The following is a 23,711-nucleotide window of genomic DNA, read 5'->3' on the forward strand; positions in this document are numbered from 1 at the left end:
AGGCGCTGTTGATGACATCAATGGAAGAACGAAATAATGTGGCCGAGCACGATACCGACAATGCCGAAGTCGGCATCGCCGAAGGTGGTGGAAGCAAAGCCGAGGTCGCCCATCAGCGGCAGCAGAATCGCTGGCAGGAAGGAGATCAGCAGGCCTTGCACAAAGGCGCCAATCACTGCGCCACGACGTCCGCCGGTGATATTGCCGTAGACGCCAGCAGTTGCACCGCAGAAGAAGTGCGGCACCAGACCCGGAACGATGACGCTCAAACCAAACAGCGGGCACAGGAACATGCTGATCAAACCGGCGGAGAAGCTCGACAGGAAGCCGATGATCACCGCGTTCGGTGCGAACGGGAACACGGTTGGGCAATCCAGCGCCGGTTTGGCGTTGGGTACCAGCTTATCGGCGATGCCTTTAAAGGCCGGCACGATCTCCGCAATCACCATACGCACACCGGCGAGGATGATGTAGACGCCAGCTGCAAAGGTAATCGACTGAATGATGGCGAACACAATGTAGTTCTGGCCGCCACTGATGCTTTCGGTGAACTCTTTACCCGCAACCAGAACCAACGCGATAAACAGAATCATCATGGTCAGCGAAATCGCTACCGATGAGTCGCGCAGGAAGTTGAGGGTTTTCGGCACCTTCAGCTCTTCAATCGACGGGCTGCCTTTCCCGACCACTTTGCCGACTAACGCGGAGAGCAGATAACCGGTTGAGCCAAAGTGGCCGAGTGCCAGATCGTCCGAGTTGGTGATTTTGCGGGTGAACGGCTGCAGAATCGCCGGGCACACCACCATCATGGTGCCGAGAATCAGCGAACCAATCAGCACCAGCCAGAAGCCGTGTATGCCGCCTACCGACAGAATCACCGCCAGCATCGCCGACATATACAGCGTGTGGTGACCGGTCAGGAAGATGTATTTAAGCGGTGTAATGCGCGCCAGCAAGATGTTCACCAGCATACCGAACACCATGATCATGGCGGTTTCGGTGCCGTAACTCTTCTGCGCCAGCGCGGCCATTGCATCGGTATTTGGCACCACGCCCTGAATATTAAACGAGTGCTCAAACAGCTGGCTGAAGATGGTCAATGTGGCCGCAATTAAATTGGCCCCGGCGATGAGAATAACAAAACCCATGATGGTTTTAAGCGTACCGGAAATAACATCAGAAACCGGTTTCTTTTGCAGTAATAAACCAAACAGGGAAAAAAGGCCGACAAGTATTGCGGGTGTTCCAAGAACATCCTTTATAATAAATTGCAGCATAACCTACTCCGTATTAAGTAGCGTGTACTTGCCTTACAAGGTTATTAAATGTTTTCAGCGATAATTTCTTTGATTTTTACATTATCCAGCAGGTTAGTCAGGCCAACGACTTTCGCGCTGTGTCCGGCTAATTGATCGGCAATATCTTTCGCGGCAATAATTAAATCAGCCTGTTCAGATTTCGCTGAGGTTAAATCGGTATGGCCCACTTCGGCTTCTTTACCCAATTCCGCCACAATCTTCTTCACGTTCATTTCAACAATGAAGCTGCTGCCTAAACCATTTCCGCACACAATCAGCACTTTTTTCATAATAGGGTTCTCTGGTTATTTATTTTCAATGACAGCTTCAATCGCTGACAGGGTAGAAGCCGACAGCAACTGCTGCAGGCGGGATTCGTCGCTGAACACGTCGGCTAATGCGGTGATCATCTGAATATGATCGTCGCCAGACACCGCACACAGCATGATGACCACATAAACCGGATCGTTCTCATCGGCCTGAAAACTCACGCCATTTTTCACATGCAGCAGCGACAGGCCATTTTTGCGCGCGCCTTGTTCCGGGCGGGCATGTGGCATCGCCAGACCCGGCGCCAGCACGTAATACGGGCCGAGCTCGGCATGCGAAGTGAAGATGGCATCGAGATAAGCCGGGCTGATGGCACCGGCTGCCAGCAGCGGTTCGGCGGATAAACGCACAGCTTCCTGCCAGTCGCTAACCTGCTCTAAGACACGAATATGTTGCGGTGTTAGCCATTGAGTGAGCATCAGTAATTCCTGTTTATTCGTCGATGGGGTGCAATGTAGGTTATTTTCTCAGCGGTTTTCTGTGATGATTGTCGCAAAAGTTAGCGCTAACACCGTTATTGTTAAAAAACGTGTTATCGCTAACATTTCCTTGCTGCGCGTTTGTCTTCGTTGCAAGCACCTGACATGCTCAGCATTCTGGAAAGCTCGCAGGGACAGGGATGCCCGAAACTGTGGTTTTTCACATGGCGCGTTAACAGATTTGGTTTTAAGCTGCGTCCTGGCAAAAAGTAAACGTTATGAATAGTGCCCTTCATCATTCGAAATGCAGCCAACGCACCTGCAGTTTGAAGTATGGAGGGCAGACATAGGAGCAGGAATGGCTGAGAAGCGACGGCGCGGTACCGGCAAAAGTACTTTAGCCGATGTTGCCCGTTTGGTGGGCGTAAGCACCATGACCGCATCGCGTGCGTTGCGCATGCCGGAAAAAGTGTCGCCTGAAATTCGCGCCAAAATCGATGCGGCGGTGATTGAGCTCTCCTATGTACCGAACGTGCAGGCGAGTAATCTGGCATCGGCGACATCACGCCTGATCACCATGGTGGTGCCGTCGTTTGCCACGCCGGGCAGTGCGATTGTGTCGGAAGCGCTGCAGGAAGTGCTGCGGCCGCAGGGCTACAACATGATGCTGGCGGAAGCCAATCATTCAGCTGCGGAAGAGAGCGAACTGATTGAAATGCTGCTCTCCTATAATCCGGCGGCGATGGTGCATTTCAATTTCGATAACGCCGCCGAAGCGCATCGTCTGCTGAGCAATTCCGGGTTGCCGGTAATGGATATTGGCGGTGTGCATCAGGACTCGGCGGGGATCAGCATTGGTGTCGATTACGCCAAAGCGATTCGCCAACTGGTGCAAAGCCTGGTCGAGCGCGGTTATCGCAATCTCGGTTTGTTGTGCACGCAGAGTAATAACACCATCTTCCGCCAGCTGCTGAATGGCTGGCACAGCGGCATGCTGGCAATGAATCAGGCGCCGCATCGCGTGGTGACCTCGCCGAAAATGCCTACTTTTGCCGCCGGGCACAGCTTGCTGGCAGAAATTCGCCTCACCTGGCCAGAGCTGGATGTGCTGATTTGCACCAGCGATGAAGTGGCTTGCGGTGCCATCATGGCGTGCCATGCGGCGGGGATTGCGATTCCCAGCCAGTTGGCGATTGCCAGCATCGGCGGCGGCCCGTTAGCGGCGGTATGCTCGCCGCCGCTGACCAGCATTGTACTGCCGTATGAAGAGATGGGGCGCACGGCAGGTAAACGTCTGCTGGCGGCGCTCAAAGGCGATGAACCGCCAGCCATCAATGAACTGCCGGTGCAGCTTAAACTACGCGCCAGCAGCCACAAGGTGTAGCCGTGCGTGCGCACCTTTTCCCAGATTCATCAAATCCTTATCAATTCTAAGGCATTGATAACCCTTTTACGGATCATGTTTTTAACTATAATGATCCGACTGCTTACGCGGCACGCCCAGTGAGGTGGTGCTGCAAAACACTAAAATGGAGAGGAAGAACATGAGTTATTCACTGCCATCCCTGCCGTATGCGTACGACGCACTGGAACCGCACTTCGACAAGCAGACGATGGAAATCCATCACTCTAAACACCACCAGGCCTACGTTAACAACGCTAACGCTGCGCTGGAAGGTACCGAATTCGCTAACCTGCCGGTAGAAGAACTGATCGCTAAACTGGATCAGCTGCCAGCAGACAAAAAAGGTCCACTGCGTAACAACGCAGGCGGCCACGCTAACCACAGCTTCTTCTGGAAAGGTCTGAAACTGGGCACCTCGCTGCAGGGCGACCTGAAAGCCGCCATCGAAAAAGATTTCGGTAGCGTTGAAGCTTTCCAGGCTGAGTTTGAGAAAGCCGCTACCACTCGCTTCGGTTCAGGCTGGGCGTGGCTGGTGAAAAAAGGCGACAAACTGGCTGTGGTTTCAACCGCAAACCAGGACAGCCCACTGATGGGTGAAGCGGTCGCTGGCGTTTCAGGCACTCCGATCATCGGTCTGGACGTTTGGGAACACGCTTACTACCTGAAGTATCAGAACAAACGTCCTGATTACATCAAAGCATTCTGGAACGTTGTGAACTGGGACGAAGCTGCAGCGCTTTTCGCTGCTGCTAAGTAAGTTCAGGCTAAAGCTGCAACACGAAACCGGTGATGATTTCACCGGTTTTTTTTTGTCATTTTTAAACCCTTTCTAAACGACCTGAATATTCCCGCTTACGATTATTACGCTGCGAAAGCTTATTAACCTGCCGTTGATAATTTGGGGCATATAGTGGCGATAATTTGTCTCGCCAAGCCTAAATAATCATGTCTACCATCACAACTTCTGTGACGAATAATGATTCGTCAGCACCGCTTTTTTTGCCATTAATAAGCGGAAAGTTCAGGCCGAATAAATTATGGAATAGCGGAAGTTTTCGCGCGAAATTTGCCTTAAGGTCGCTCGTCTTTCCTGTGACGACCTTTAATTACCTGCACCAGTTAGCGAAATTGTCTGCGCTGCCGCAGCTGTTGATCATGCAGGGTTTGCTGCCGGCAAAGCCACATCGTCCTTATCTGCGTGCGGGATTCAGCGTGGCGCAGCGTGCGCAGGCGATCATCGATCACTATACGTTGATGGAGCAGATAGAGAATGCGGCACTGCGTCAGCTGTTGCAGAGTCCGGGCGATAATTTGCTGGCCACGTTGAGCGGCAAAAATGACGAGGCATTTGTGATTCACTGCTGTCCGGGGCGCTTTGACCGCGAAGGTGAAATTACCCTGGAACTGCGTTATGAATCGCAATTAATTGCTTCGCTCTCTTTCTCTATTATTCGCGAACAGAACAAGCGCACCTTATTAATTGGTGGATTGCAGGGGCCGCGTAAACATATTTCCAACGACGTGATTCGCGATGCCACAAAAGCGGCACACGGCGTATTCCCGAAACGTTTGCTGATGGAAGCGGTATTTAATCTGGCGCAACAGTGTGGCGTTGAGGCGATCACCGCCGTTGGCGATACCACACACGTGTTCCGCAGCCTGCGCTACCGTCACAGTAAAGGCGACAAGTTCTTTGCCAGCTACAGCGAGTTTTGGTTGTCGTTGGGTGGCGTGGCGCGTGCTGATGAGCTGTTTGCGTTGCCGTTACGCGCGGAGCGTAAAGATCTGGAAGAGATTGCCAGCAAGAAGCGCGCCGAGTATCGCCGTCGCTATGCCTTGCTGGACAGTCTGAATGAACAAGTTCATCAGGCGGCTGGCATCCTACGCGACGTCTCACACGCCGCGTAAGTAAAGATTAGAACGGCTGCTTGGCGTAGCCGGTCATCACTTTCAGTCCCATCTCACGTCCGAGCGCGGTCATTGGGTGTACCACCACCAGGCCGCGCACGCTTTTCTTGAATGCGCCCATGTTGGCCTGTTCTTTCTTGGTGATTTCGCGGCTAAAGCCCAGCTTCTGCAGCTGTTGCGCTTCTTTACTCAGCTTCTCGGTGCGCACACTGCGCAGGCGCTCAATTTCCAGCTCCAGCTTCTCTTTTTCACGCAGCAGTTCACCGAGCTTTTCGGCATCGCCAGAGGCTAACAGCGGGGCTTCTTTGCGGTTGAGCGCATCGAGCTGATCGCTCAGCAGTTTAATCTCGGCTTTTTCTTGTTCTTTCATTGGGGGAAAACTCGTTAAGGAAAACAGGCAAAGGATACACAAATCTAAGCAGTTTTGCAGCGTGGCGCGTACTCATGCTCGCCTGGTCGCCATGAATGGCGACCCTACACTGCCGGCTTTTTAAACACCTGCTTGTGCGAAATGCGTGAAATCAGTTCGGTGAGCGAAAGCACCATGGTTGAACGCACCATCTGCAGATAGCGCTGCTGCTGCATTGAGCGCAGCTGCTCGTCGTCGCGGTTGAAATCCGGCTGCGGCGGCCAGGCGACCACGCAGTGCAATTCACCAAACGGGCCGAGGATCTCATCATCGGTAAAACGATAATCGCTGATGTCGTGATTCAACTCCTCACGCAGCGCCAGTAGCAGTTCGCAATCTTCGTACTCATGCCGGTTGATCACGCCCAGGCCGTAAATCAGCTTGAGGCGAACCGAGAGTTCGCCCAGCGGACCATTACCCAGCAGCAGCGGTTCTACCGCGTATTTGACCGCGTAATCGTCCTTGCGAAACACTTGCAGCACCAGCAGGTTAACTGCTTCGGTCAGCAGCTCAACGGCGGCGATCAGGAAGCTTCTCACCGAACGACCGGCGTTCAGGCGCTCAAGCACCCGGTTTTCAAAAGCCTGCTTCTCTTCCATCATTGCCTGCATCGTTCAGCTACCGCCAGCGGGCACGCAAGCGCGCCCGAGTTAACCACTAAAGGGCGCGCATTATGCCATAGCGTTGTAAGCGCTCACCACTGAGGTGACCACTTCGCTGTTGGCATCCAGGCCAGAAATTTCTGCCAGCGTGGCTTGCGGGCCTTTTTCTGCCAGCAGCGCAACCAGTTCCTGCGCCTGCGGATCGGCTTCGCTACGGTAGTGCATCGCGGCGGCAATGCCCTGCACCAGATTGGTGTGCGGCAGGTTGTATTCAATGGTGCCCAGCGTTGGCTTGATCAGGCGATCGCCCGCGCTCAGTTTACGCAGCGGCTGACGACCTACGCGCTCAACGTCATCTTTCAGGTACGGATTTTCGAAGCGGGTGAGGATTTTCTGTATGTAAGCAGCATGCTTATCGGCCTCAAAGCCATAACGCTTGATCAGCACTGCGCCGCTTTCCTGCATCGCGCCTTGCACTACCGCACGCACTTTCTCGTCGAGAATCGCGTCACGAATAGTAGCGTGACCGGCCAACTGGCCGAGATATGCGGTGATGGCGTGACCGGTATTGAGGGTGAACAGCTTGCGCTCAACGAACGCCATCAGGTTGTCGGTCAATTCCATGCCAGGAATGTTTGGCAATTCACCTTTGAACTGGGTTTTATCAACAATCCACTCGCTGAAGGTTTCCACGGTGACTTCCAGCGGATCGGTGGTGCCGGCTTCGGATGGCGGCACGATGCGGTCTACTGCGGAATCAACGAAGCCAACATGCGCTTCAACCCACGCGTGATACTGCTCTGGCAGCGCTTTCAGTACGTGCTGTTTCAGCTGGCTGGTGCCGCGCACCATGTTTTCACAGGCGATGATATTGAGTGGACGGACGTTACCGCTGTCGCTGCGTTTAGCCAGACCTTTCGCAACGCCACCGGCGATGCGCTCCAGAATCTGCGGGCCAACCGCCGTGGTGACGATATCAACCTCAGCAATCAGCGCAACGATGTCATCGCTGGTGCTGTTGACGGCGCTGACGCCTGTTACGATTTCGACTTTTGCCTGCTCGCCAACCACATGAACCGGATACTCATGACGGGCGTTAAGGGCATCAAGTACCACCTGATTGACGTCAGCAAACACCAGCTCGATGCCGGCATCCGCCAGTAACTTACCGATAAAACCGCGACCAATGTTACCTGCTCCAAAATGTAACGCTTTCATAAATTTGACCCATATCAAATGACGAAAGGGCGGGCAAGTCCGCCCCGGAAATGTGGGACGGGCTTACCCGCCCCAGGGAAGGTAAAACGTGGTATTACGCTTTAACGGTGTTGCCTGAGAGCAGGTCCAACACGTCCTGCACGCTGGTGGTATTGGCCAGCTTCTCAATCACGCTGTCATCATCCAGTGCGTTGGTCAGGCTGGTAATCACCTGAATGTGCTCGTTATTGCGAGCGGCGATACCAATCACCAAACGCGCCACGTCTTCTGGCTCATCACCAAACTGCACGCCTGCCGGATACTGACAGAACACCACGCCGGTTTTCAGCACGCGGTCTTTCGCTTCTACGGTACCGTGTGGCACAGCAATGGATTCACCGAGGTAAGTTGGCGTCAGCTTTTCACGTTCCAGCATCGCTTCCACATATTCCGGCTGCACGTAGCCGCCTTTCACCAGCTGCTCACCCGCAAAGCGAATCGCCTGCTCTTTATGGGTGGCGCTCAGGCCGAGGAACACGTTGTCTGCACCCAGTTTGAACAGGTGCGCGTTGCCTTCGTCGTAGCTGTCAGCCAGCGTGGTCTGCACGGTTTCGCGACGCGCTTCACTGCGGTTAGCGGCAACCAGACGTTCAGTCAGATTGCTGTACAGCGCGCTATCGAGGAAGTTGTTCAGCGAAATGTGCTGCGCTTGCGGTGCCTGACGCATCGCACGTTCGGTCAGATCGCGGTGGGTAATCACCAGATCGACGTCGCCCGGCAGCGAGTTAATCGCCGTGTTGGTGACGGAGATATTGCTCAGACCCGCGTCCTGCACTTTCTTACGCAGCACGCCTGCACCCATCGCACTTGAACCCATACCGGCGTCACAGGCTACGATGATTTTGCGTACGTGGTTCAGGTCAACGCTCATCGCGTCGCCAGCAACCGGTGAACCGGCAACGGCCTGACCTTTCGACTGCGCTTTCATATCCTGCATGCGCTGCGTCGCCGCTTCGATATCGTCATCTTCTTTCACTTTGCTGGTTTTCAGCAGGATTGAAGAGACCACGAAGGAGACGGCAAATGCAGCGATGATGGCCGCGATGTTCGCGAAGTAAGCGCCTTTTGGCGTCATCGCCAGCACGGCCAGGATGGAACCTGGAGAAGCCGGAGAAACCAGGCCGCCGTTCAGCAGCGTCAGGGTGAACACGCCAGTCATACCGCCAAGGATTACCGCCAGCAACAGACGCGGCGCCATCAGCACGTATGGGAAGTAAATTTCGTGGATACCACCCAGGAAGTGGATGATCGCTGCACCGCCTGCAGATTGTTTAGCGCTACCGCGACCAAACATCATGTAGGCAACCAGTACGCCCATACCCGGACCTGGGTTAGCTTCAATCAGGAAGAAGATTGATTTGCCGGCCTCGCTCGCCTGCTGGATACCCAGTGGAGAGAAGATACCGTGGTTGATGGCGTTATTGAGGAACAGGATTTTCGCCGGTTCAACAAAGATCGACGTCAGTGGCAGCAGGTTGTTCTGCACCATCAGATTCACGCCAGCGGCGAGAATGTGTGACAGGCCTTCAACCAGTGGACCGATTGCCAGGAACGCTAACAGCGCCAGCAGCATACCGATGATACCGGCCGAGAAGTTGTTAACCAGCATCTCGAAGCCGCTTTTGATCTTGCCATCAACGGCGCGGTCAAAGGATTTAATCGCCCAGCCGCCCAGCGGGCCGGCAATCATGGAGCCGAGGAACATCGGCATATCGGCACCGACGATCACGCCCATGGTGGTAATTGCACCCACCACGCCACCGCGATCGCCGCCAACCAGACGTCCACCGGTGAAACCAATCAGCAGCGGCAGCAGGTAGGTGATCATTGGGCCGACGAGTTTCGCCAGCGTTTCGTTTGGAATCCATCCGGTTGGGATGAACAGCGCAGTGATGATACCCCATGCGATAAACGCACCGATGTTAGGCATCACCATATTACTCAGAAAGCGACCAAAGCTCTGAACCTTGACCTTTACTGATGAGGACATAAACCCACCCCTTATTGAGACGCGCTGCAATAAGAGAGCGCGTTTGTTTTTGTTTGAACGTTACGGCGGGGGCCGTGGCATTACTGTATGCACGCGGACTCTAGCACTAGTTTATTACGCTGCGTAGAGCAGCACCTAAGTGTGATGCAGATCACGCTAAGTTGGGGTGGTTGGGGTGCAATAAGGTGATGCTGATCACAAAAAGACGCTGTAAGAAAGCAACGATGCCGAAAAATTAAGCAAAACAAGATGATGAATGTGACTTAAGTCACCTTTTGCGGTGGGTGCTTTGTTGTGTAAATGTGATCAATGTCACAAACTATTTTTGGTCGAAAATGCGCCAGATCACAATATGCTGCAGCAGAAAAGTGAGCTGTAAGGAAGTGACGAAATTCTGAAAAGAGATAATAGACTTGTAGGGTCGCCATTGATGGCGACCACTAAAATATATCGGCTGTTATAACCCGCCTTGCACCGCATTTTGCGCTTGCGTCAGCGCCTGCGCATTGCTGGAGAGATTGCTCATCAGCGTGTTGTACTGCGTTGCCTGATCCTGGGTTGGGAACTGCACGCCGCCGTCGTTGAAGGTTACGCGTGTGCCTTGCGATTGCAGATAGTCGCCGGTTTGCACCGCCGCCTGGCTCAGCGCCTGCAGCTGTGGCAGCAGCGGAATCAGCGTGCTGGCTGGTTGCGTTACCACTTTGGTAAACGCGGCGTCGTAGACTTTCTTCAGATCATCCGGCTGTTTCAGCGTGGCTTTGCTGCTGTCCGCCTGCATTTTGGCGCTCTGAATCTGCTGGGTCAGCACGCTCAGATTACCGCTGGCCTGACGCAGGCTATCGCGGCGCGTCAGGTAATCCTGCGGTACACGAATCGCCGCTAACTCATCAACCACCGGACGCATACCTTGCTCAATCGCCTGATTGGTCTGCTGCGAGAAACCATAAAGGATGGCGTAATCGCTGGCGTAGTTACCGAAGGTCTGCTTCTGGTTTTCACTCAGGCTTGGCAGATGTTCGCCGCTGCGCATCACTGTGTTCTGAAGGAAGTCACTGAAAGCTTTACGCTGATCGCCCTCTTTGTCGCCACAGGCCGTAAGTTGCAGCACCACCAAGGCACTGACCATCAGCATGCCGGTACGCATCCAGATGCGGGAAATTCCTGACGCCATGATTAACTCCTGTTATGGCAAATTCGATTCGGTGGGAATGGTCCTAAAGGATAGTGCAATGGCCTGGCGGGTACAACGGGCGGCGTTTGCCTGGTGCGCATAAATGCGCACCCGACAAGGAAATGGCGGAATTCGTAGGGTCACCATTTATGGTGTAATGCCGATCAGCTAAGCACAAAGCGACTTTCGTTCGCCTCTTGCTGAGGCAGTTGCAGCACCTTCGTGCGGCGACCGAGCAGAGGACGCCTGGCCGCGCCCTCTGCACTCCCGGGCCTTGCGCCAGCCCAACCCGCCGCTGCGCGGTACCTTCACTCATTCACGATTCCTGACGGACCGGTGTCGATTCGCTCCTGCTCAGCGCCACCTCTCGCCGCATCCATGCGGCTCGCCCTGGAATCCCTCGTTCGCTCAGCGGGTTCGGATGTCGCCTCAACACCCGCGCTGCAGCAACAATGCATTTTCCTGGCTCACAATCGCTGCAAATCCCGTAGGGTCACCATTTATGGTGACCGTTTTAACACGTTAAATCAGAACACCAGCGCCTGCCCATCCTTACGGCTTTCGGTGGCGGCGATGTAGAAGCCTTGCGGATCGCGCACAATCGCCTGCGCACCGCCGAAGTTATAGCCGAGCAGTGGATCTTCCAGCGTAATTTGATGCCCCATCTCGCGCAGCTTTGCCAGCACGTTACGGTCGATGCCCGGCTCAACCACCACCGCACGCCCTTGCTCAACGCGCCAGCGCGGGGCATCAATCGCTGCCTGCGGGTTTTGCTTGTGCTGCATGATGCGCAGCGCCATCTGCAAATGACCTTGTGCCTGCATCGGGCCGCCCATCACGCCAAACGACATCAGCGGCTGACCGTCACCGTCGAGGGCAAACGCCGGAATGATGGTGTGGAACGGACGCTTGCCGCCGGCCACCACATTGGGATGCTGTGGATCGAGTGAGAAACCGCAGCCACGGTTTTGCAGGCTGATGCCGGTGCCCGGCACCACTACGCCAGAACCGAAGCCCATGTAGTTTGACTGTATAAAGGAAACCATCATGCCGCTGGCATCGGCGGTGGAGAGATACACCGTGCCGCTCTGCTGCGGGGAACCAAAGGTAAAATCCCCGGCCCGATCGGGATTAATCAGCTGCGCGCGCTGTTTCAAATATTCATCGCTTAGCAGCAGTTCCGCCGGGAACTCGAGGTGATCGTAATCGCTGACGTAACGATCTAAATCGGCCAGCGCCAGCTTCATCGCTTCAATCGACAGATGCAGCCACGGCACCGAATCCGGTTCATAGCGGCCAATATCCCACTGTTCGAGAATGCCCAGCGCAATCAAGGTGGCGATGCCCTGACCGTTCGGCGGCAATTCCTGCACCGATCCGCCCGCAAACGGGCGCGATAACAATTCCACCCAATCAGCGCGATGATTTTTCAGATCATCAAGGCTGAGCGCCGCGCCATGCTGCTGAGCAAACGCCACTATTTTTTCAGCCAGTTCGCCACGATAGAAGGCTTCACCACGCGTTTCGGCGATTTTTTGCAGCGTTTCGGCTTGCGCCGGATTGCGGAACAGTTCTCCAGCACGCGGCGGGCGACCCTCAGGTGCAAAGCACTCGACAAAACCAGGCTGATCTTTCAGCTTGTTGTAGGCGCGCTGCCACAGATGACCAATCAGCGGTGAAACTGGGAAACCGTCACGCGCGTATTCAATGGCCGGTTGCGCCAGCGTGGTAAGCGGCAGCGTGCCAAAGCGTTCGGCCAGCTCAACCCACGCCGAAACCGCGCCCGGCACGGTGACTGCTTCCCAGCCGATTTCCGGCATGGCATCGCGTCCGGCAAAGCGTTCCGGGTTCCATGCCGCAGGCGAGCGGCCCGAAGCATTCAAACCGTGCAGTTTTTTGCCATCCCAGATAATCGCAAAGGCATCACTGCCGAGGCCGTTACCGCTGGGCTCCAGCACGGTTAACGCCATCGCACTGGCAATCGCCGCATCCACCGCATTGCCGCCCTGTTGCAGCATGCGCATCCCGGCCTGCGCCGCCAGCGGTTGTGAGGTGGCAACCGCGTTGCGTCCCATCATCGGTACGCGGTGTGAGGCATAGCTGACGTTAAAATCCAGTTCACTCATGATCGTTCCTTAGTGTGAGTCATCGCGTGGGTCGAGCGCGTCGCGCAAACCGTCGCCCAGCAGGTTGAAGCCCTGCACGGTGAGAAAAATAGCCAGGCCGGGGAAAATCGACATCCACGGCGCCTGTTCGAGAAAGCCTTTGGCGGTATTCAGCATTGCGCCCCATGAAGGCGAGGGCGGTTGCTGGCCGAGGCCAAGGAATGAGAGGCTGGCTTCGGTGATAATCGCTGAAGCAATCGCCAGCGTGGCCTGCACCAGAATCGGCGACAGCACATTGGGCAGCACGTAACGCAAGATGATCCAGCGATCGGGCAAGCCAATTGCCCGCGCGCCATCAATGTACTCTTCGTGACGAATGGCGATTACCTGGCCGCGCGTCAAGCGGGCGAAAATCGGCATCGCAGACAGGCCAATGGCAATCATCGCATTCGACAGGCTCGGGCCGAGAAATGCACCCAGCGCGATCGCCAGAATCAGAAACGGGCACGCCAGTAACGCTTCGATAAAACGCGAAATAATGCCGTCGCACCAGCCTTGCCAGTAACCGGCAATCAGCCCAAGCGGCACGCCAATCAGAATGGCGATCAGCACCGAAATGCAGCCCGCCAGCAGCGAAGTGCGCGCGCCCCACACCAGGCGCGACAAAATATCGCGCCCCAGCTCATCAGTGCCGAACCAGTGCAGCACCGTTGGCGCTTTGCGCACTGCAAGGAAATTGGCTTTGATGGGATCAAACGGAGCCAGCCACGGTGCCAGCAGCGCCACGGCGACAAACAGCAGCACAATCACCGCACCAATCAGCGCACTTTTGTTACGCAGGAACTTTTTCAGTACCCGACGATTGGGCTTCGCCACTGCAGGCAGTGTTCCAGCGGTTAATACCTCGCTCATGGTCAGCCTCGCATTTTCGGGTTGATGATCAGATAGAGCACATCGGCCAGCAGATTGAGCAGCAGGAAGCCAATCGCCACCACCAGCACCACGCCTTGCACCACCGCGTAATCACGGTTAAACACCGCATCGACAATCATCTTGCCAAAGCCGGGCAGCGTGAAGACCTGTTCAGTCAGCACCGCGCCACCCAGTAACTCGCCAAACAGCAGCGTGGTGAGAGTAACAATCGGCATCAATGCATTACGCAACGCATGCTTGAGCACCACTTTCTTTGCCAGTAGCCCTTTGGCGCGTGCGGTGCGAATGTAATCCGCTTTCAGCACGGCGATCATCGAAGCGCGGGTGTGGCGCATTAACGTGGCAGCCAGTCCGGTGCCGAGCACCAGCGCTGGCAGCAGCAGCGTTTTCAGGTTCTGCGCCACATCTTCGCTAACTGGCACAAAGCCCGATGCCGGTAGCCATTGCAGATGCACGGAGAACAGTAGAATCAGCAGAATACCGAGCCAGAAGTGAGGCACTGAAATCCCGGAGAGCGCGACAAAGTTGGTGGTGTGATCGACCCAACTGTCTTTGCGCACAGCGGCGATGATGCCCATGCTGATGCCAATCACCAGCGCGATAATCATCGCCAGCAATGACAGCTCCAGCGTGACCGGCAATTTGCTGGCGATCAGCGCCGTCACCGGCTCTTTGGTGCGCAGCGACATGCCCAAATCGCCGGTCAGCGCATTACCAATCCAGGCGAAATATTGCGTGGGGATCGGATCATCCAGATGATATTCCGCCCGCAGCTGGGCGATAACCGCCGGATCGCGCTCTTCGCCCGCCATCGCCAGCACCGGATCGCCCGGCAGCAGCTTTTGCAGTGCGAACACCATAATGCTCACCAGCAGCAGCGTTGGAATCGCCAGCAATAGCCGTTTTACAATCAGTTCCAGCATCCTCGCTCCTTAGCGGTTTACTGCGCCAGACTCACGCCAGCCAAACGCACCAATCCGTCCGGCCAGGCTTTGAAGCCCTGCAATTTCTTCGACATGCCAAAAATGCGTGGCTCAAAGTAGAGGTAAGCAATCGGCATATCGGTTTGCAGCTGGTTCACCACCTGGGTGTACAGCGCCTGACGCTGTGCCTGGTCGTTGGTGAGACGCGCGGCATTCAGCCACTCATCGACCTGCGCATTGCTGTAGCGTCCGTCATTGAGCGTGCCTTTGCTGTTAATAAACGAATAGATGCTGCCGTCCGGATCCGGCCGCCCAGACCAACCCGACAGGCTGAGCTGATAATCACCGCGTTGCTGACGATCCAGCAGCGTAGCGAACTCACTCATTTGCAGATTGAGGTTAAAACCGGCTTCGCCGACCATCGCCTGAATCACCTGGCCCACTTGCTGCGCGGTCGGGTTATTGCTGACCAGCAGCGTTAGATTGAGCGGCGTGGTGACGCCTGCGGCCTTGAGTAAGGCTTTGGCTTTTTCCACATCGCGCGCGGCAATCGGTGTTTTGACGTGATACGCGCTGACCGGTGAAAACGCCTGATTGGCTGGCGTATACAAGCCTTCAAACGCCACCTGATTCAGCGCATCACGGTCAATCGCCAGTGAGAACGCTTCACGCACGCGCGCATCTTTCAGCGGACTATTGGCATCGACTTTGCCGTTGTTGATATTGAAAGTGATGCCCTGATAACCAAGGCCAGTGACTTTTGCCAGCGCCAGTTTGCTATCGGCTTCAACGGTTTTCACATCGCTGGCGGCCACGCCTTCGGTGAGATCCAAATCACCCGCACGCAGGTTCGCGAGGCGCACTGAAGCATCCGGGATCGGCAGGAAAATTACCTTATCGAAGTGATACGCGCCTTTATTCCAGTAATTGTCATAGCGCTTCAGCACAATGCGATCCTGCTGAACACGGCTGTCGAACTGATACGGGCCGGAGCAAACGGGATGAGCGGCAAAGTCGGGCTTTTTCGCTGCTTCCGGTGCCAGCATGGCTCCGGCGCGGTCGGTCAGCTGGCTCAGCAGTGCCGCATCCGGATTTTTCAGGTGGAATTTCACCTGCATCGGGCCACTCACTTCCACGCTTTCAATCGAGGAGATTTCACTTTTACGCAGCGAACCCGGCAGCGTTTGCGCGCGTTCGATATTGAATTTCACCGCCTGCGCATCAAATTTTTCGCCATCGTGGAAGGTCACGCCGCTGCGCAGATTCATGGTCAGCGTTTTACCGTCATCGCTCCACGCCCAATCGGTCGCCAGACCCGGCACCACTTTGAGGTTTTGATCGACATCGACCAGGCGATCGCACATGGCCGCAAACACAAAACGGCCGTAATAGGTGCGCGCCAGATGTGGATCGAGCATGTCGGGATCGGCGCCCAGGCCGATGCGAATAACGCTGTCAGCCTGGCTGTGGGCGCTAGCGCCGAGCAGTAACAGGCCGCTGAGGGCGGTTAATAACGTATGACGAGCTTGCTTCACGGTGTATCTCCAGAGGTTAGGCTTGCTGATTCACCGCCTGCTCAAACAGGGCGCGGCGACGTAAAAAAGCGGCGGAAGGTGGCGCAAGGGTGATGACGCTACGATCGCGATTAATCTCCTGCCAGCGGTGACAGGCAATTTGACGGCCGCCGCTCAGCACCTGATTAATCGGTTCAAACTGGCGACATTCCGCCGTGGCATAGGGACAACGGGTATGAAAACGGCAGCCGCTCGGTGGATTGGCGGGATTAGGCAGATCGCCTTGCAACATCGGAATGGTGCGGTTGCCGCCCGGCTGCATTTGCGGCGCAGAGGCAATCAGTGCTTGCGTGTAAGGATGGAGCGGCGCATCAAAAATCTCATCGACGCTGGCCAGTTCGACAATCTGACCGAGATACATCACCGCCACACGATCACTCATATGACGGATCACCGCCAAACCGTGCGCCACGATCACCATCGTCAGGCCAAACTGCTGTTTCAGGCTCTCCAGCAGATTCACCACCTGCGCCTGCACCGACACATCGAGCGCAGAAACCGGCTCATCGCCGAGCAGTAATTTCGGTTGGGATGCCAGCGCGCGGGCAATACCGATGCGCTGGCGCTGGCCGCCTGAAAACTCGTGCGGGTAACGCTCGGCCCAGGCCGCAGGCAGGCCAACGGTTCGCAGCAGTTCGGCGACGCGCGTGTGGCGCTGATCGCGGCTCATCTTTTCGTGCAGCCACAAGGGTTCGCCAACAATCTGCTGCACCGTCATGCGCGGATTGAGCGAGGCAAACGGATCCTGGAAGATAATCTGCAATTCGCGGCGCAGCTGATTGAGACGCGCGCCGCTGGCATCGGTGATGCTTTCGCCCTGATAGAACACGTCGCCGGCGCTGGCGGCCAATAACCGCAGCAGCAAACGTCCCAACGTCGATTTACCGGAGCCGGATTCGCCGACAATCGCCAGCGTTTCGCCCGGCATCACCTGCAGCGAAACGCGATCGACCGCCGTCACGCCGCGATTGCGTGAAAACAGCCGGTTGCCCGCAGAGAAGGTTTTGCTTAAATCGCGGCACTCTAAAATCGGCTTCATGCACTTTCTCCCAGCGTGACGTATTGCTCTAACGGGGCGCGGAAACAAGCCACCTGATGATCGTTCGCCAGCGCACGCAACGCCGGGCGATGCTGGTGGCAGCGTGTTTCGGCGAAGGGACAACGCGTGGCAAAGCGACAGCCAGCCGGCATGTTTTCCGGCAACGGCACCTGGCCGGGGATGGTGGCCAGCGCACCTTCGCGTGCGCTCAGGCTGGGAATTGAGCCCATCAGGCCAATGGTGTAAGGATGCTGCGGATCGTTGAAAATACGCTCCACGCTGCCGCTCTCCACCACCTGACCGGCATACATCACCGCCACGCGCTGCGCCACTTCCGCCACCACGCCGAGGTCATGGGTGATCATCAATACTGCGGTGCCGGTTTCCTGTTTTAGGGTGTTCAGCAGCGCCAGAATTTGCGCTTGAATGGTGACGTCGAGCGCGGTAGTCGGCTCATCGGCAATCAGCAGTTTTGGCTGGTTGATCAGCGCCATGGCAATCATCACGCGCTGGCGCATGCCGCCGGAAAGCTGATGCGGATAGGCTTTGAGCCGCAGTTCAGGTGCCGGGATTTGCACTTTTTGCAGAATCGCCAGCGCCGCGTCCATTGCCTGGCGCTTATTCACTTTGCGATGGCGCATCACCGCTTCACTGAGCTGATCGCCAAGCGTGAAGGCCGGATTAAGCGAGGTCATCGGCTCCTGAAAAATCATCGCCAGTTGGTTGCCGCGCAGGCTGGCGTATTCGCTGCTGCTGAGCTGGCGCAGATCGCGGCCATCAAACAGCATGTCGCCCTGCAAGATGTGCGCGCTGTCAGGCTGCAAACCCATCAACGTCAGTGAGGTGATGCTTTTGCCGCAGCCCGATTCACCGACCAGCGCCAGCGTCTCTCCCGCCTGAAGAACCAGCGAAATATCATCCAGCACCGTGACGGGCGAGCCGCGAAACTGCACGCGCAGATTGCGCAGCGATAAAACGGGATGGTCGGTCATGGCGCTTCCTCCTGGCGGGAATAGAGCGTTTCCATCAGCGCTTGTTGCAGCGCAAGCAGATGCTCACGCATCGCCGCTGCCGCCTCATGAGGCTGGCGCTGGGTGATGTGCATCACCAGCCGCTGATGATGGTTGTCATAGTTATCCAGGCGCGCCGGGGTGCGTGCCTGCACCCGCAAATGCTGCCAGCCGGGATCGCGGCGCACCGCATCGACGGCATCGAACAGCCCGAGCATCAGGCGATTGCCCGCCGCTTCGGCGATGGCGCGATGAAAGGCGCTGTCCCACAGTTCATGCTGATCGCCATCTTCTGGCGGCGTGATGGCGTGCATGCGCTCCAGCAGGCGTTTCATCAAGGCGATTTGCTCTTTGGTGGCGCGCAGGGCGGCAAGACTTGCCAGTCCCGGCTCCAGCTGCAAACGCGCTTCCATCACTTCAAGCAGATTCGATTGCTGCGGCAGGTCCTGTAACACCAGCGGCTGCACCGGCGCGGAAGGTCCAACAAAGGTCCCTTTGCCCTGTTTACGCCAGATGCGGCCCTCTTCTTCCAACACGTCCAATGCACGGCGAATTTCACGACGACCCACGCCAAAGCGCTCCGCTAACTCACGTTCGGTGGGCAGCGCGCGATCCGGCGTGTGCTCCTGTTGCTGAATTAGCTGCCGCAGTTGCTCAAGTGCGGTGCTGGAGTTACGGCTGGTTTCTGGCGTGTCATTCATGATTGGTTCGCCTGTTTATGCATCAGAAAAAGATCGGTAAACGCCGCTTATCCAGCACTTTTCCTGATGAAAGGCGAATTCGGCAGCTTTCTTAGCGTAGGCAAGAAGTGAACCAATATTTAATTGGTTCGGATTGGTGTGTCATGAATGTGTAATAACCACATGATCGCAAAGTAAAAGTTTTTTCAGTGCCCGTTCAGAATTGCGAGAGGCGTCAACTTTTCCATCGATGGGCTGCTTCACGGTGGTGCGCGCACGCTGCTTATCTGTGCAATGCCAGCAATGTGGCGACGTGCGGAAAGTTAATAACTGTTGTTTTTCAGCTGGATAGAACCTTGGCATCTATTTTGTATGTGTTAACGCAGATGCAGGAGCGATAGCGGGCAACCGACGTCGCCAGACAATTTGCAATGGGTCACTAGGGTTCCGGTCGAAAGATGCTGGTCCGAGAGTGACCGACCGTCCTCTGACGGTTACACGGCGGGAAAAAAGCCCGGGAGGAAAGCGAGAACGTTGCTCGCCGCCTCCTGCTTTTTTTTCGCCCGTTAACGTCAGAGGAACCATCATGATCAAAGCCTGCCTTCGCCTGCTGTTGCTTTGCACCATCACGCTGTTCAGCGTCAACACGCTGGCCGCCGATAAACCCTCCTTTAAGATTTGCTGGTCGATCTACGCGGGCTGGATGCCGTGGGATTACGCGCAGCAGAGCGGCATCGTCAAAAAATGGGCCGACAAATATGGCATCGATATCCAGTTTGTGCAGGTTAACGACTACATCGAGTCGGTGAACCAGTACACCGCAGGCGGTTTTGCTGGTTGCACCATGACCAACATGGATGCGCTGACCATTCCCGCTACCGGCGGCGTGGATAGCACAGCGCTGATCGTCGGCGATTACTCCAACGGTAACGACGGTATTCTGCTGAAAGGCGCGGGCAACCTCTCGGCGCTGAAAGGCAAGCCAATCAATCTGGTCGAGCTCTCGGTTTCGCATTACCTGCTGGCGCGGGCGCTGGAGAAATCCGGCATGAGCGAGAAAGACGTCAAAGTGGTGAACACCGCCGATGCCGATTTGGTGGCGGCGTTTGGCACCGCCGACGTCAACGCTATCGTGACCTGGAATCCGCTGCTCGCCGAAGCGGAGAAGCAGCCGAACAGCCATCTGATTTTCTCTTCCGCACAAATTCCGGGCGAAATCCTCGATCTGCTGGTGGTCAACAGCGCCACGCTGCAGAAGTATCCGCAGCTCGGCAAAGCGCTGACCGGTGCATGGTATGAAACGCTGAAAACCATGTCCGGCCCAACCGACAGCGCCAAAGCGGCACGCACACAAATGGCGCAGGCTTCCGGCACCGATCTGGCCGGCTTTGATCAGCAGCTGGCCGCTACGCATCTGTTTAGCGATGCCAAAACCACCCTCGATTTCGTCCAAAGCCCACAGCTCAAAGCCACCATGCAGATGGTCGCCGAGTTCTCGTTCAAGCACGGCTTGCTGGGCGAGGGCGCGCCGAGCGCCGATGTGGTTGGCGTGGCAACGCCTGCGGGCAATTGGGGCGATGCGGGCAACCTCAAACTGCGCTTTACCGATGAGTACACCAAAATGGCCGCCGCCGGGCAGCTGTAAGCGAGGCGATGCCGATGCGTAAGTTGATCAACTACCAACCGCTGCCGCTGGGGCGCTTGCTGCTGGGCATTTTGCCGCTGCTGGCGCTGCTGCTGGTGTATCTGTTCGCGTCGGATGCGCGTCTCAGTCTGAATGCGGCAGACAAGCTGTTGCCAGGCTTTAACGCCATGGGCGACGCCATCAGCCGCATGGCGTTTCAGCCCAGCCCGCGCACCGGTGAATATCTGCTGTGGAGCGATACCGCCGCCAGTCTGCTGCGTTTGCTGTGCGGCGTGGCGATCAGCGCGCTATTGGCGCTGGCGCTGGGTCTGTTCACCGGCGCGCTGCCGGTGGTGCGGGCGGTGCTGGCGCCGCTGGTGACGCTGTTTGCGCTGGTGCCGCCGCTGGCGATTCTGCCGATTCTGTTTATCTGTTTTGGCCTCGGCGAAGTATCAAAAGTGGTGCTGATTGTCATTGGCATCACGCCGTTGATTACCCGCGATTTGCAGCTGCAGGTGCAGAAGATCCCGCGCGAGCAGCTGGTGAAAGCGCAGACGCTTGGCGCGCACAGCGCCCAGATTTTGTGGCGCGTGATCCTGCCGCAGCTGATGCCGCGCCTGTTGGATGCGGTGCGGCTGTCGCTGGCGTCGGCGTGGCTGTTTTTGATTGCCGCCGAAGCCATCGCCGCCACGGAAGGTCTGGGCTATCGCATCTTCCTGATGCGCCGTTATCTGGCAATGGATGTGATTCTGCCGTACGTGGCGTGGATCGCGCTGCTGGCCTTCCTGCTCGACCTGTTGCTGCGGCTGATAAGCCGTCGCTGCTGGCCGTGGTATCACGCAAAATAAGGGGCGAGCGATGCCGTTACTGCAACTGAAAAACCTTGAGAAACATTACGGCCAGCAAGTGGTGCTGGAGCGCCTCAATATCGAGGTCGAAGAGGGCGAGTTTGTGGCGATTGTCGGTGCGTCCGGCTGCGGCAAAACCACCTTCCTGAATATGCTGCTCGGCACAGAAGCGCCCAGCAAAGGCCAGCTGTTACTGGATGGCGAACCGATTCCCGACGAACCGGATGCGCATCGCGGCGTGGTATTTCAGCGCTATTCGGTGTTTCCGCATCTGACGGTGCTGGGCAACGTGATGCTGGGCGACGAGTTCAGCAGCGCGCGTTGGCTGGGCCGCGTGTGGGGCAAGAAACGTCAGGCGATTCGCCAGCGTGCGCAGGCCATGCTGGCGCAGGTCGGCCTTGAACATGCGCAGAATAAATATCCGCATCAGCTGTCGGGCGGCATGCAGCAGCGTCTGGCGCTGGCGCAGGCGCTGATGAAGCAGCCGCGCATTTTGCTGCTCGATGAACCTTTTGGCGCACTCGATCCCGGCATCCGCAGCGAGATGCACCAACTGATCACCCGCTTATGGCAGCAGCATAATCTGACCATTTTCATGATCACCCACGACCTGAAAGAGGGATTTAGCCTCGCATCGCGTCTGCTGGTGTTCGACAAGTTGCGCCACGATCCACACGCGCCTGAAGCCTGGGGCGCGACCATCACTTACGACCTGCCGCTCGATCGCGCACAGCCATCCGAGCCGCTGGTCGCCTAAAGGAGAAAACCATGAAGCCTTATCAAACCTTATTGCCGAGCGGTGCGCACTGGTCACTGGTGATGCGCAGCGGTAGCGCGCTGACCCTCACCGATGTTGAAGGTGGCGCCAACGTCGGCCTGCTGTTTTATAACCCGGAAAACCTGCTGGAGCGCTATAACGCGCCTGACACTTTGAAGTGCCAGCACACTTTCCGCCTCACCGCCGGTCACTGTCTCTATTCAGATATGGGGCGCATTTTCTGCGGCATTGAACACGACAGCTTCGGCTGGCACGAAAGCGTGTGCGGCACACTGAATGCCGAACAAACCGTCGCGCGCTTTGGTGCCAGCACGTATCAGCAGGCGCGCAACCTGCGCCATCAAAACGGCTATGACAGCTTTCTCGTCGAGCTGGCGAAATATGGGCTCGGTCAGCGCGATATGGCGTCCTGCCTCAACCTGTTTGCGCAGGTGCGCGCCGACGATAACGGCACTTTGCAGCTGGAACGTCAGGGCGCGGCGGGGGCCAGCGTGCGTTTACGTTTCGCGATGGACACGCTGGTGCTGCTGCACACTTGCCCGCATCCGCTGAGCGCATCGCAGGATTATCCGCGCCAGCCGGTGCAGATCGAACTGGATGCGCAGCACGCGCCATTGCCCGAAATCTGTCTGCAACGTGCTGAAAATCAACGCGGCTTGCGTAATAACGCGCTGTATCAACTGCAAGGAGAAATGTGATGATCACTGAAAGTCTGCTCAATCCAGCCGAAGCGCGCTTACAGCAAAAAATTGATGCCGGCGATTACTGGCTACATCGCATCGAAGCCGGTAAGACGCTACGCATCACCGATCTGGAAGGCAATCAGGCCGCCGATACGCTGTTTTTCAATGCTGATGACACCGCTGAACGCTACAGCATGAGCGACACGCTGCGCGGGCAGAACAACGTGTTTCTGACTGCGGGCAGCGTACTGCGCTCCAACCGTGATCGCCCAATGTTGACCATTACCGCCGATACCTGCGGCCGTCACGACACGCTTGGCGGCGCCTGCTCGTGCGAGAGCAACACGGTGCGTTATGACCTGGAAAAGCGCCATATGCATTCGTGCCGCGATAGCTGGATGCTGGCGGTGGCGGAGCAGCCGGAGTTTGGTCTTACGCGCCGCGACATCACCCATAACATCAACTTTTTCATGAACGTGCCGGTGACGCATGACGGCGGATTAACCTTTGCCGACGGCATTTCTGCGCCGGGCAAATATGTCGAGATGGTGGCGCAGATCAACGTGCTGGTGCTGATCTCCAACTGCCCGCAGCTCAATAATCCCTGCAACGGTTACAACCCAACGCCGATTTTAGTCAGCGTGTGGTGATTCTCTGACGCAACGGGACGACCCGTTTTCTGCCGTCAATGCCACGCAGGACGACCTGCCGCAACGAGAGTATTC

At 56.6% G+C, this 23,711-nt stretch carries 23 protein-coding genes and 1 riboswitch; of the genes, 8 read left to right on the plus strand and 15 right to left on the minus strand.

The window, feature by feature from the left end:
* Positions 1–17 precede the first annotated feature (17 nt).
* Genes NR302_RS00420 through NR302_RS00430 form a run of 3 tightly spaced genes read right to left on the minus strand, consistent with a single transcriptional unit; the run spans position 18 to position 2,047 of the window.
* A complete protein-coding gene (locus tag NR302_RS00420; RefSeq protein ID WP_008104676.1) occupies positions 18–1,277 on the minus strand; it encodes a PTS ascorbate transporter subunit IIC in 1,260 nt (419 codons plus the stop codon).
* A gap of 44 nt (positions 1,278–1,321) precedes the next feature.
* Positions 1,322–1,588 (minus strand): PTS sugar transporter subunit IIB, encoded by a 267-nt coding sequence (locus NR302_RS00425; RefSeq protein WP_258144278.1) that lies wholly within the window; start codon positions 1,586–1,588, stop codon positions 1,322–1,324.
* A 15-nt stretch (positions 1,589–1,603) separates the two neighbouring features.
* Complete coding sequence (locus tag NR302_RS00430) at positions 1,604–2,047, minus strand: PTS sugar transporter subunit IIA (protein ID WP_258144280.1); 444 nt, start codon at positions 2,045–2,047, stop codon at positions 1,604–1,606.
* Positions 2,048–2,405: 358 nt separating this feature from the next.
* On the opposite strand from NR302_RS00430, the gene NR302_RS00435 reads away from it, so the two are divergent.
* From NR302_RS00435 to NR302_RS00445, 3 genes are all read left to right on the plus strand, one after another.
* A complete protein-coding gene (locus tag NR302_RS00435; protein WP_154194606.1) occupies positions 2,406–3,431 on the plus strand; it encodes a LacI family DNA-binding transcriptional regulator in 1,026 nt (341 codons plus the stop codon).
* A 160-nt stretch (positions 3,432–3,591) separates the two neighbouring features.
* Entirely contained in the window at positions 3,592–4,209 is a 618-nt protein-coding gene (gene sodA / locus NR302_RS00440) for a superoxide dismutase [Mn] (RefSeq protein WP_008104664.1), read from the plus strand.
* A 188-nt stretch (positions 4,210–4,397) separates the two neighbouring features.
* Complete coding sequence (locus tag NR302_RS00445) at positions 4,398–5,360, plus strand: VirK/YbjX family protein (protein ID WP_258144281.1); 963 nt, start codon at positions 4,398–4,400, stop codon at positions 5,358–5,360.
* 7 nt (positions 5,361–5,367) lie between these two features.
* On the opposite strand, the gene NR302_RS00450 is transcribed toward NR302_RS00445, so the two are convergent.
* The 12 genes from NR302_RS00450 to NR302_RS00505 all read right to left on the minus strand — a co-directional run bounded on the left by NR302_RS00450 (position 5,368) and on the right by NR302_RS00505 (position 19,074).
* Positions 5,368–5,730 (minus strand): YibL family ribosome-associated protein, encoded by a 363-nt coding sequence (locus NR302_RS00450; RefSeq protein ID WP_008104662.1) that lies wholly within the window; start codon positions 5,728–5,730, stop codon positions 5,368–5,370.
* A gap of 104 nt (positions 5,731–5,834) precedes the next feature.
* A complete protein-coding gene (gene mtlR / locus NR302_RS00455) occupies positions 5,835–6,380 on the minus strand; it encodes a mannitol operon repressor MtlR (protein WP_258144282.1) in 546 nt (181 codons plus the stop codon).
* Between the two features lie 60 nt (positions 6,381–6,440).
* Positions 6,441–7,589, minus strand: a complete 1,149-nt coding sequence (gene mtlD / locus NR302_RS00460; RefSeq protein WP_008104658.1) for a mannitol-1-phosphate 5-dehydrogenase — start codon at positions 7,587–7,589, stop codon at positions 6,441–6,443.
* A 94-nt stretch (positions 7,590–7,683) separates the two neighbouring features.
* Entirely contained in the window at positions 7,684–9,618 is a 1,935-nt protein-coding gene (locus NR302_RS00465) for a PTS mannitol transporter subunit IICBA (RefSeq protein ID WP_008104656.1), read from the minus strand.
* Positions 9,619–10,075: 457 nt separating this feature from the next.
* A complete protein-coding gene (locus NR302_RS00470; protein WP_008104654.1) occupies positions 10,076–10,789 on the minus strand; it encodes a DUF3053 domain-containing protein in 714 nt (237 codons plus the stop codon).
* 527 nt (positions 10,790–11,316) lie between these two features.
* On the minus strand, positions 11,317–12,915 hold the full coding sequence (locus NR302_RS00475; RefSeq protein ID WP_258144283.1) for a gamma-glutamyltransferase family protein: 1,599 nt from the start codon (positions 12,913–12,915) through the stop codon (positions 11,317–11,319).
* A gap of 9 nt (positions 12,916–12,924) precedes the next feature.
* Complete coding sequence (locus NR302_RS00480; protein ID WP_154181923.1) at positions 12,925–13,806, minus strand: ABC transporter permease; 882 nt, start codon at positions 13,804–13,806, stop codon at positions 12,925–12,927.
* 2 nt (positions 13,807–13,808) lie between these two features.
* Positions 13,809–14,750: an ABC transporter permease gene (locus tag NR302_RS00485; RefSeq protein WP_008104649.1), complete on the minus strand. Its 942-nt coding sequence runs from the start codon at positions 14,748–14,750 to the stop codon at positions 13,809–13,811.
* Between the two features lie 17 nt (positions 14,751–14,767).
* Positions 14,768–16,285, minus strand: a complete 1,518-nt coding sequence (locus tag NR302_RS00490) for an ABC transporter substrate-binding protein (protein ID WP_008104647.1) — start codon at positions 16,283–16,285, stop codon at positions 14,768–14,770.
* Between the two features lie 16 nt (positions 16,286–16,301).
* Positions 16,302–17,363, minus strand: coding sequence for an ABC transporter ATP-binding protein (locus NR302_RS00495; RefSeq protein WP_258144284.1), 1,062 nt, complete (start codon positions 17,361–17,363; stop codon positions 16,302–16,304).
* Complete coding sequence (locus tag NR302_RS00500; RefSeq protein ID WP_258144285.1) at positions 17,360–18,355, minus strand: ABC transporter ATP-binding protein; 996 nt, start codon at positions 18,353–18,355, stop codon at positions 17,360–17,362. Before NR302_RS00500 ends, NR302_RS00495 begins: the two co-directional genes overlap by 4 nt.
* Positions 18,352–19,074: a FadR/GntR family transcriptional regulator gene (locus tag NR302_RS00505; RefSeq protein ID WP_258144286.1), complete on the minus strand. Its 723-nt coding sequence runs from the start codon at positions 19,072–19,074 to the stop codon at positions 18,352–18,354. Before NR302_RS00505 ends, NR302_RS00500 begins: the two co-directional genes overlap by 4 nt.
* Before the next feature lie 407 nt (positions 19,075–19,481).
* A riboswitch (guanidine-I (ykkC/yxkD leader) is annotated at positions 19,482–19,576 on the plus strand.
* A gap of 63 nt (positions 19,577–19,639) precedes the next feature.
* Here NR302_RS00505 and NR302_RS00510 point away from each other — a divergent pair.
* The 5 genes from NR302_RS00510 to NR302_RS00530 are packed head-to-tail and all read left to right on the plus strand — an operon-like array spanning position 19,640 to position 23,636.
* Positions 19,640–20,698 (plus strand): putative urea ABC transporter substrate-binding protein, encoded by a 1,059-nt coding sequence (locus tag NR302_RS00510; protein ID WP_061719325.1) that lies wholly within the window; start codon positions 19,640–19,642, stop codon positions 20,696–20,698.
* A 14-nt stretch (positions 20,699–20,712) separates the two neighbouring features.
* Positions 20,713–21,525, plus strand: coding sequence for an ABC transporter permease (locus NR302_RS00515; protein WP_008104638.1), 813 nt, complete (start codon positions 20,713–20,715; stop codon positions 21,523–21,525).
* 10 nt (positions 21,526–21,535) lie between these two features.
* Positions 21,536–22,282: an ABC transporter ATP-binding protein gene (locus NR302_RS00520; protein WP_154194594.1), complete on the plus strand. Its 747-nt coding sequence runs from the start codon at positions 21,536–21,538 to the stop codon at positions 22,280–22,282.
* 11 nt (positions 22,283–22,293) lie between these two features.
* Positions 22,294–23,001, plus strand: coding sequence for an urea amidolyase associated protein UAAP1 (locus NR302_RS00525; RefSeq protein ID WP_258144287.1), 708 nt, complete (start codon positions 22,294–22,296; stop codon positions 22,999–23,001).
* Entirely contained in the window at positions 23,001–23,636 is a 636-nt protein-coding gene (locus NR302_RS00530) for an urea amidolyase associated protein UAAP2 (RefSeq protein WP_258144288.1), read from the plus strand. Before NR302_RS00525 ends, NR302_RS00530 begins: the two co-directional genes overlap by 1 nt.
* Positions 23,637–23,711 lie beyond the last annotated feature (75 nt).

Origin of the sequence: Pantoea sp. SOD02 (assembly GCF_024707505.1) — a bacterium.
In the GTDB taxonomy this organism is placed as follows: Bacteria; Pseudomonadota; Gammaproteobacteria; order Enterobacterales; family Enterobacteriaceae; genus Pantoea; species Pantoea symbiotica.

Coding starts and splice junctions, on each gene's coding strand:
- NR302_RS00525 (WP_258144287.1), top strand. CDS start 22,294: ATGAAGCCTTATCAAACCTTATTGCCGAGCGGTGCGCACTGGTCACTG.
- NR302_RS00510 (WP_061719325.1), top strand. CDS start 19,640: ATGATCAAAGCCTGCCTTCGCCTGCTGTTGCTTTGCACCATCACGCTG.
- NR302_RS00515 (WP_008104638.1), top strand. CDS start 20,713: ATGCGTAAGTTGATCAACTACCAACCGCTGCCGCTGGGGCGCTTGCTG.
- NR302_RS00505 (WP_258144286.1), bottom strand. CDS start 19,074: ATGAATGACACGCCAGAAACCAGCCGTAACTCCAGCACCGCACTTGAG.
- NR302_RS00420 (WP_008104676.1), bottom strand. CDS start 1,277: ATGCTGCAATTTATTATAAAGGATGTTCTTGGAACACCCGCAATACTT.
- NR302_RS00500 (WP_258144285.1), bottom strand. CDS start 18,355: ATGACCGACCATCCCGTTTTATCGCTGCGCAATCTGCGCGTGCAGTTT.
- NR302_RS00520 (WP_154194594.1), top strand. CDS start 21,536: ATGCCGTTACTGCAACTGAAAAACCTTGAGAAACATTACGGCCAGCAA.
- NR302_RS00465 (WP_008104656.1), bottom strand. CDS start 9,618: ATGTCCTCATCAGTAAAGGTCAAGGTTCAGAGCTTTGGTCGCTTTCTG.
- NR302_RS00435 (WP_154194606.1), top strand. CDS start 2,406: ATGGCTGAGAAGCGACGGCGCGGTACCGGCAAAAGTACTTTAGCCGAT.
- NR302_RS00470 (WP_008104654.1), bottom strand. CDS start 10,789: ATGGCGTCAGGAATTTCCCGCATCTGGATGCGTACCGGCATGCTGATG.
- NR302_RS00445 (WP_258144281.1), top strand. CDS start 4,398: ATGTCTACCATCACAACTTCTGTGACGAATAATGATTCGTCAGCACCG.
- mtlD (WP_008104658.1), bottom strand. CDS start 7,589: ATGAAAGCGTTACATTTTGGAGCAGGTAACATTGGTCGCGGTTTTATC.
- mtlR (WP_258144282.1), bottom strand. CDS start 6,380: ATGCAGGCAATGATGGAAGAGAAGCAGGCTTTTGAAAACCGGGTGCTT.
- NR302_RS00485 (WP_008104649.1), bottom strand. CDS start 14,750: ATGCTGGAACTGATTGTAAAACGGCTATTGCTGGCGATTCCAACGCTG.
- NR302_RS00480 (WP_154181923.1), bottom strand. CDS start 13,806: ATGAGCGAGGTATTAACCGCTGGAACACTGCCTGCAGTGGCGAAGCCC.
- NR302_RS00430 (WP_258144280.1), bottom strand. CDS start 2,047: ATGCTCACTCAATGGCTAACACCGCAACATATTCGTGTCTTAGAGCAG.
- NR302_RS00495 (WP_258144284.1), bottom strand. CDS start 17,363: ATGAAGCCGATTTTAGAGTGCCGCGATTTAAGCAAAACCTTCTCTGCG.
- NR302_RS00530 (WP_258144288.1), top strand. CDS start 23,001: ATGATCACTGAAAGTCTGCTCAATCCAGCCGAAGCGCGCTTACAGCAA.
- NR302_RS00450 (WP_008104662.1), bottom strand. CDS start 5,730: ATGAAAGAACAAGAAAAAGCCGAGATTAAACTGCTGAGCGATCAGCTC.
- sodA (WP_008104664.1), top strand. CDS start 3,592: ATGAGTTATTCACTGCCATCCCTGCCGTATGCGTACGACGCACTGGAA.
- NR302_RS00425 (WP_258144278.1), bottom strand. CDS start 1,588: ATGAAAAAAGTGCTGATTGTGTGCGGAAATGGTTTAGGCAGCAGCTTC.
- NR302_RS00475 (WP_258144283.1), bottom strand. CDS start 12,915: ATGAGTGAACTGGATTTTAACGTCAGCTATGCCTCACACCGCGTACCG.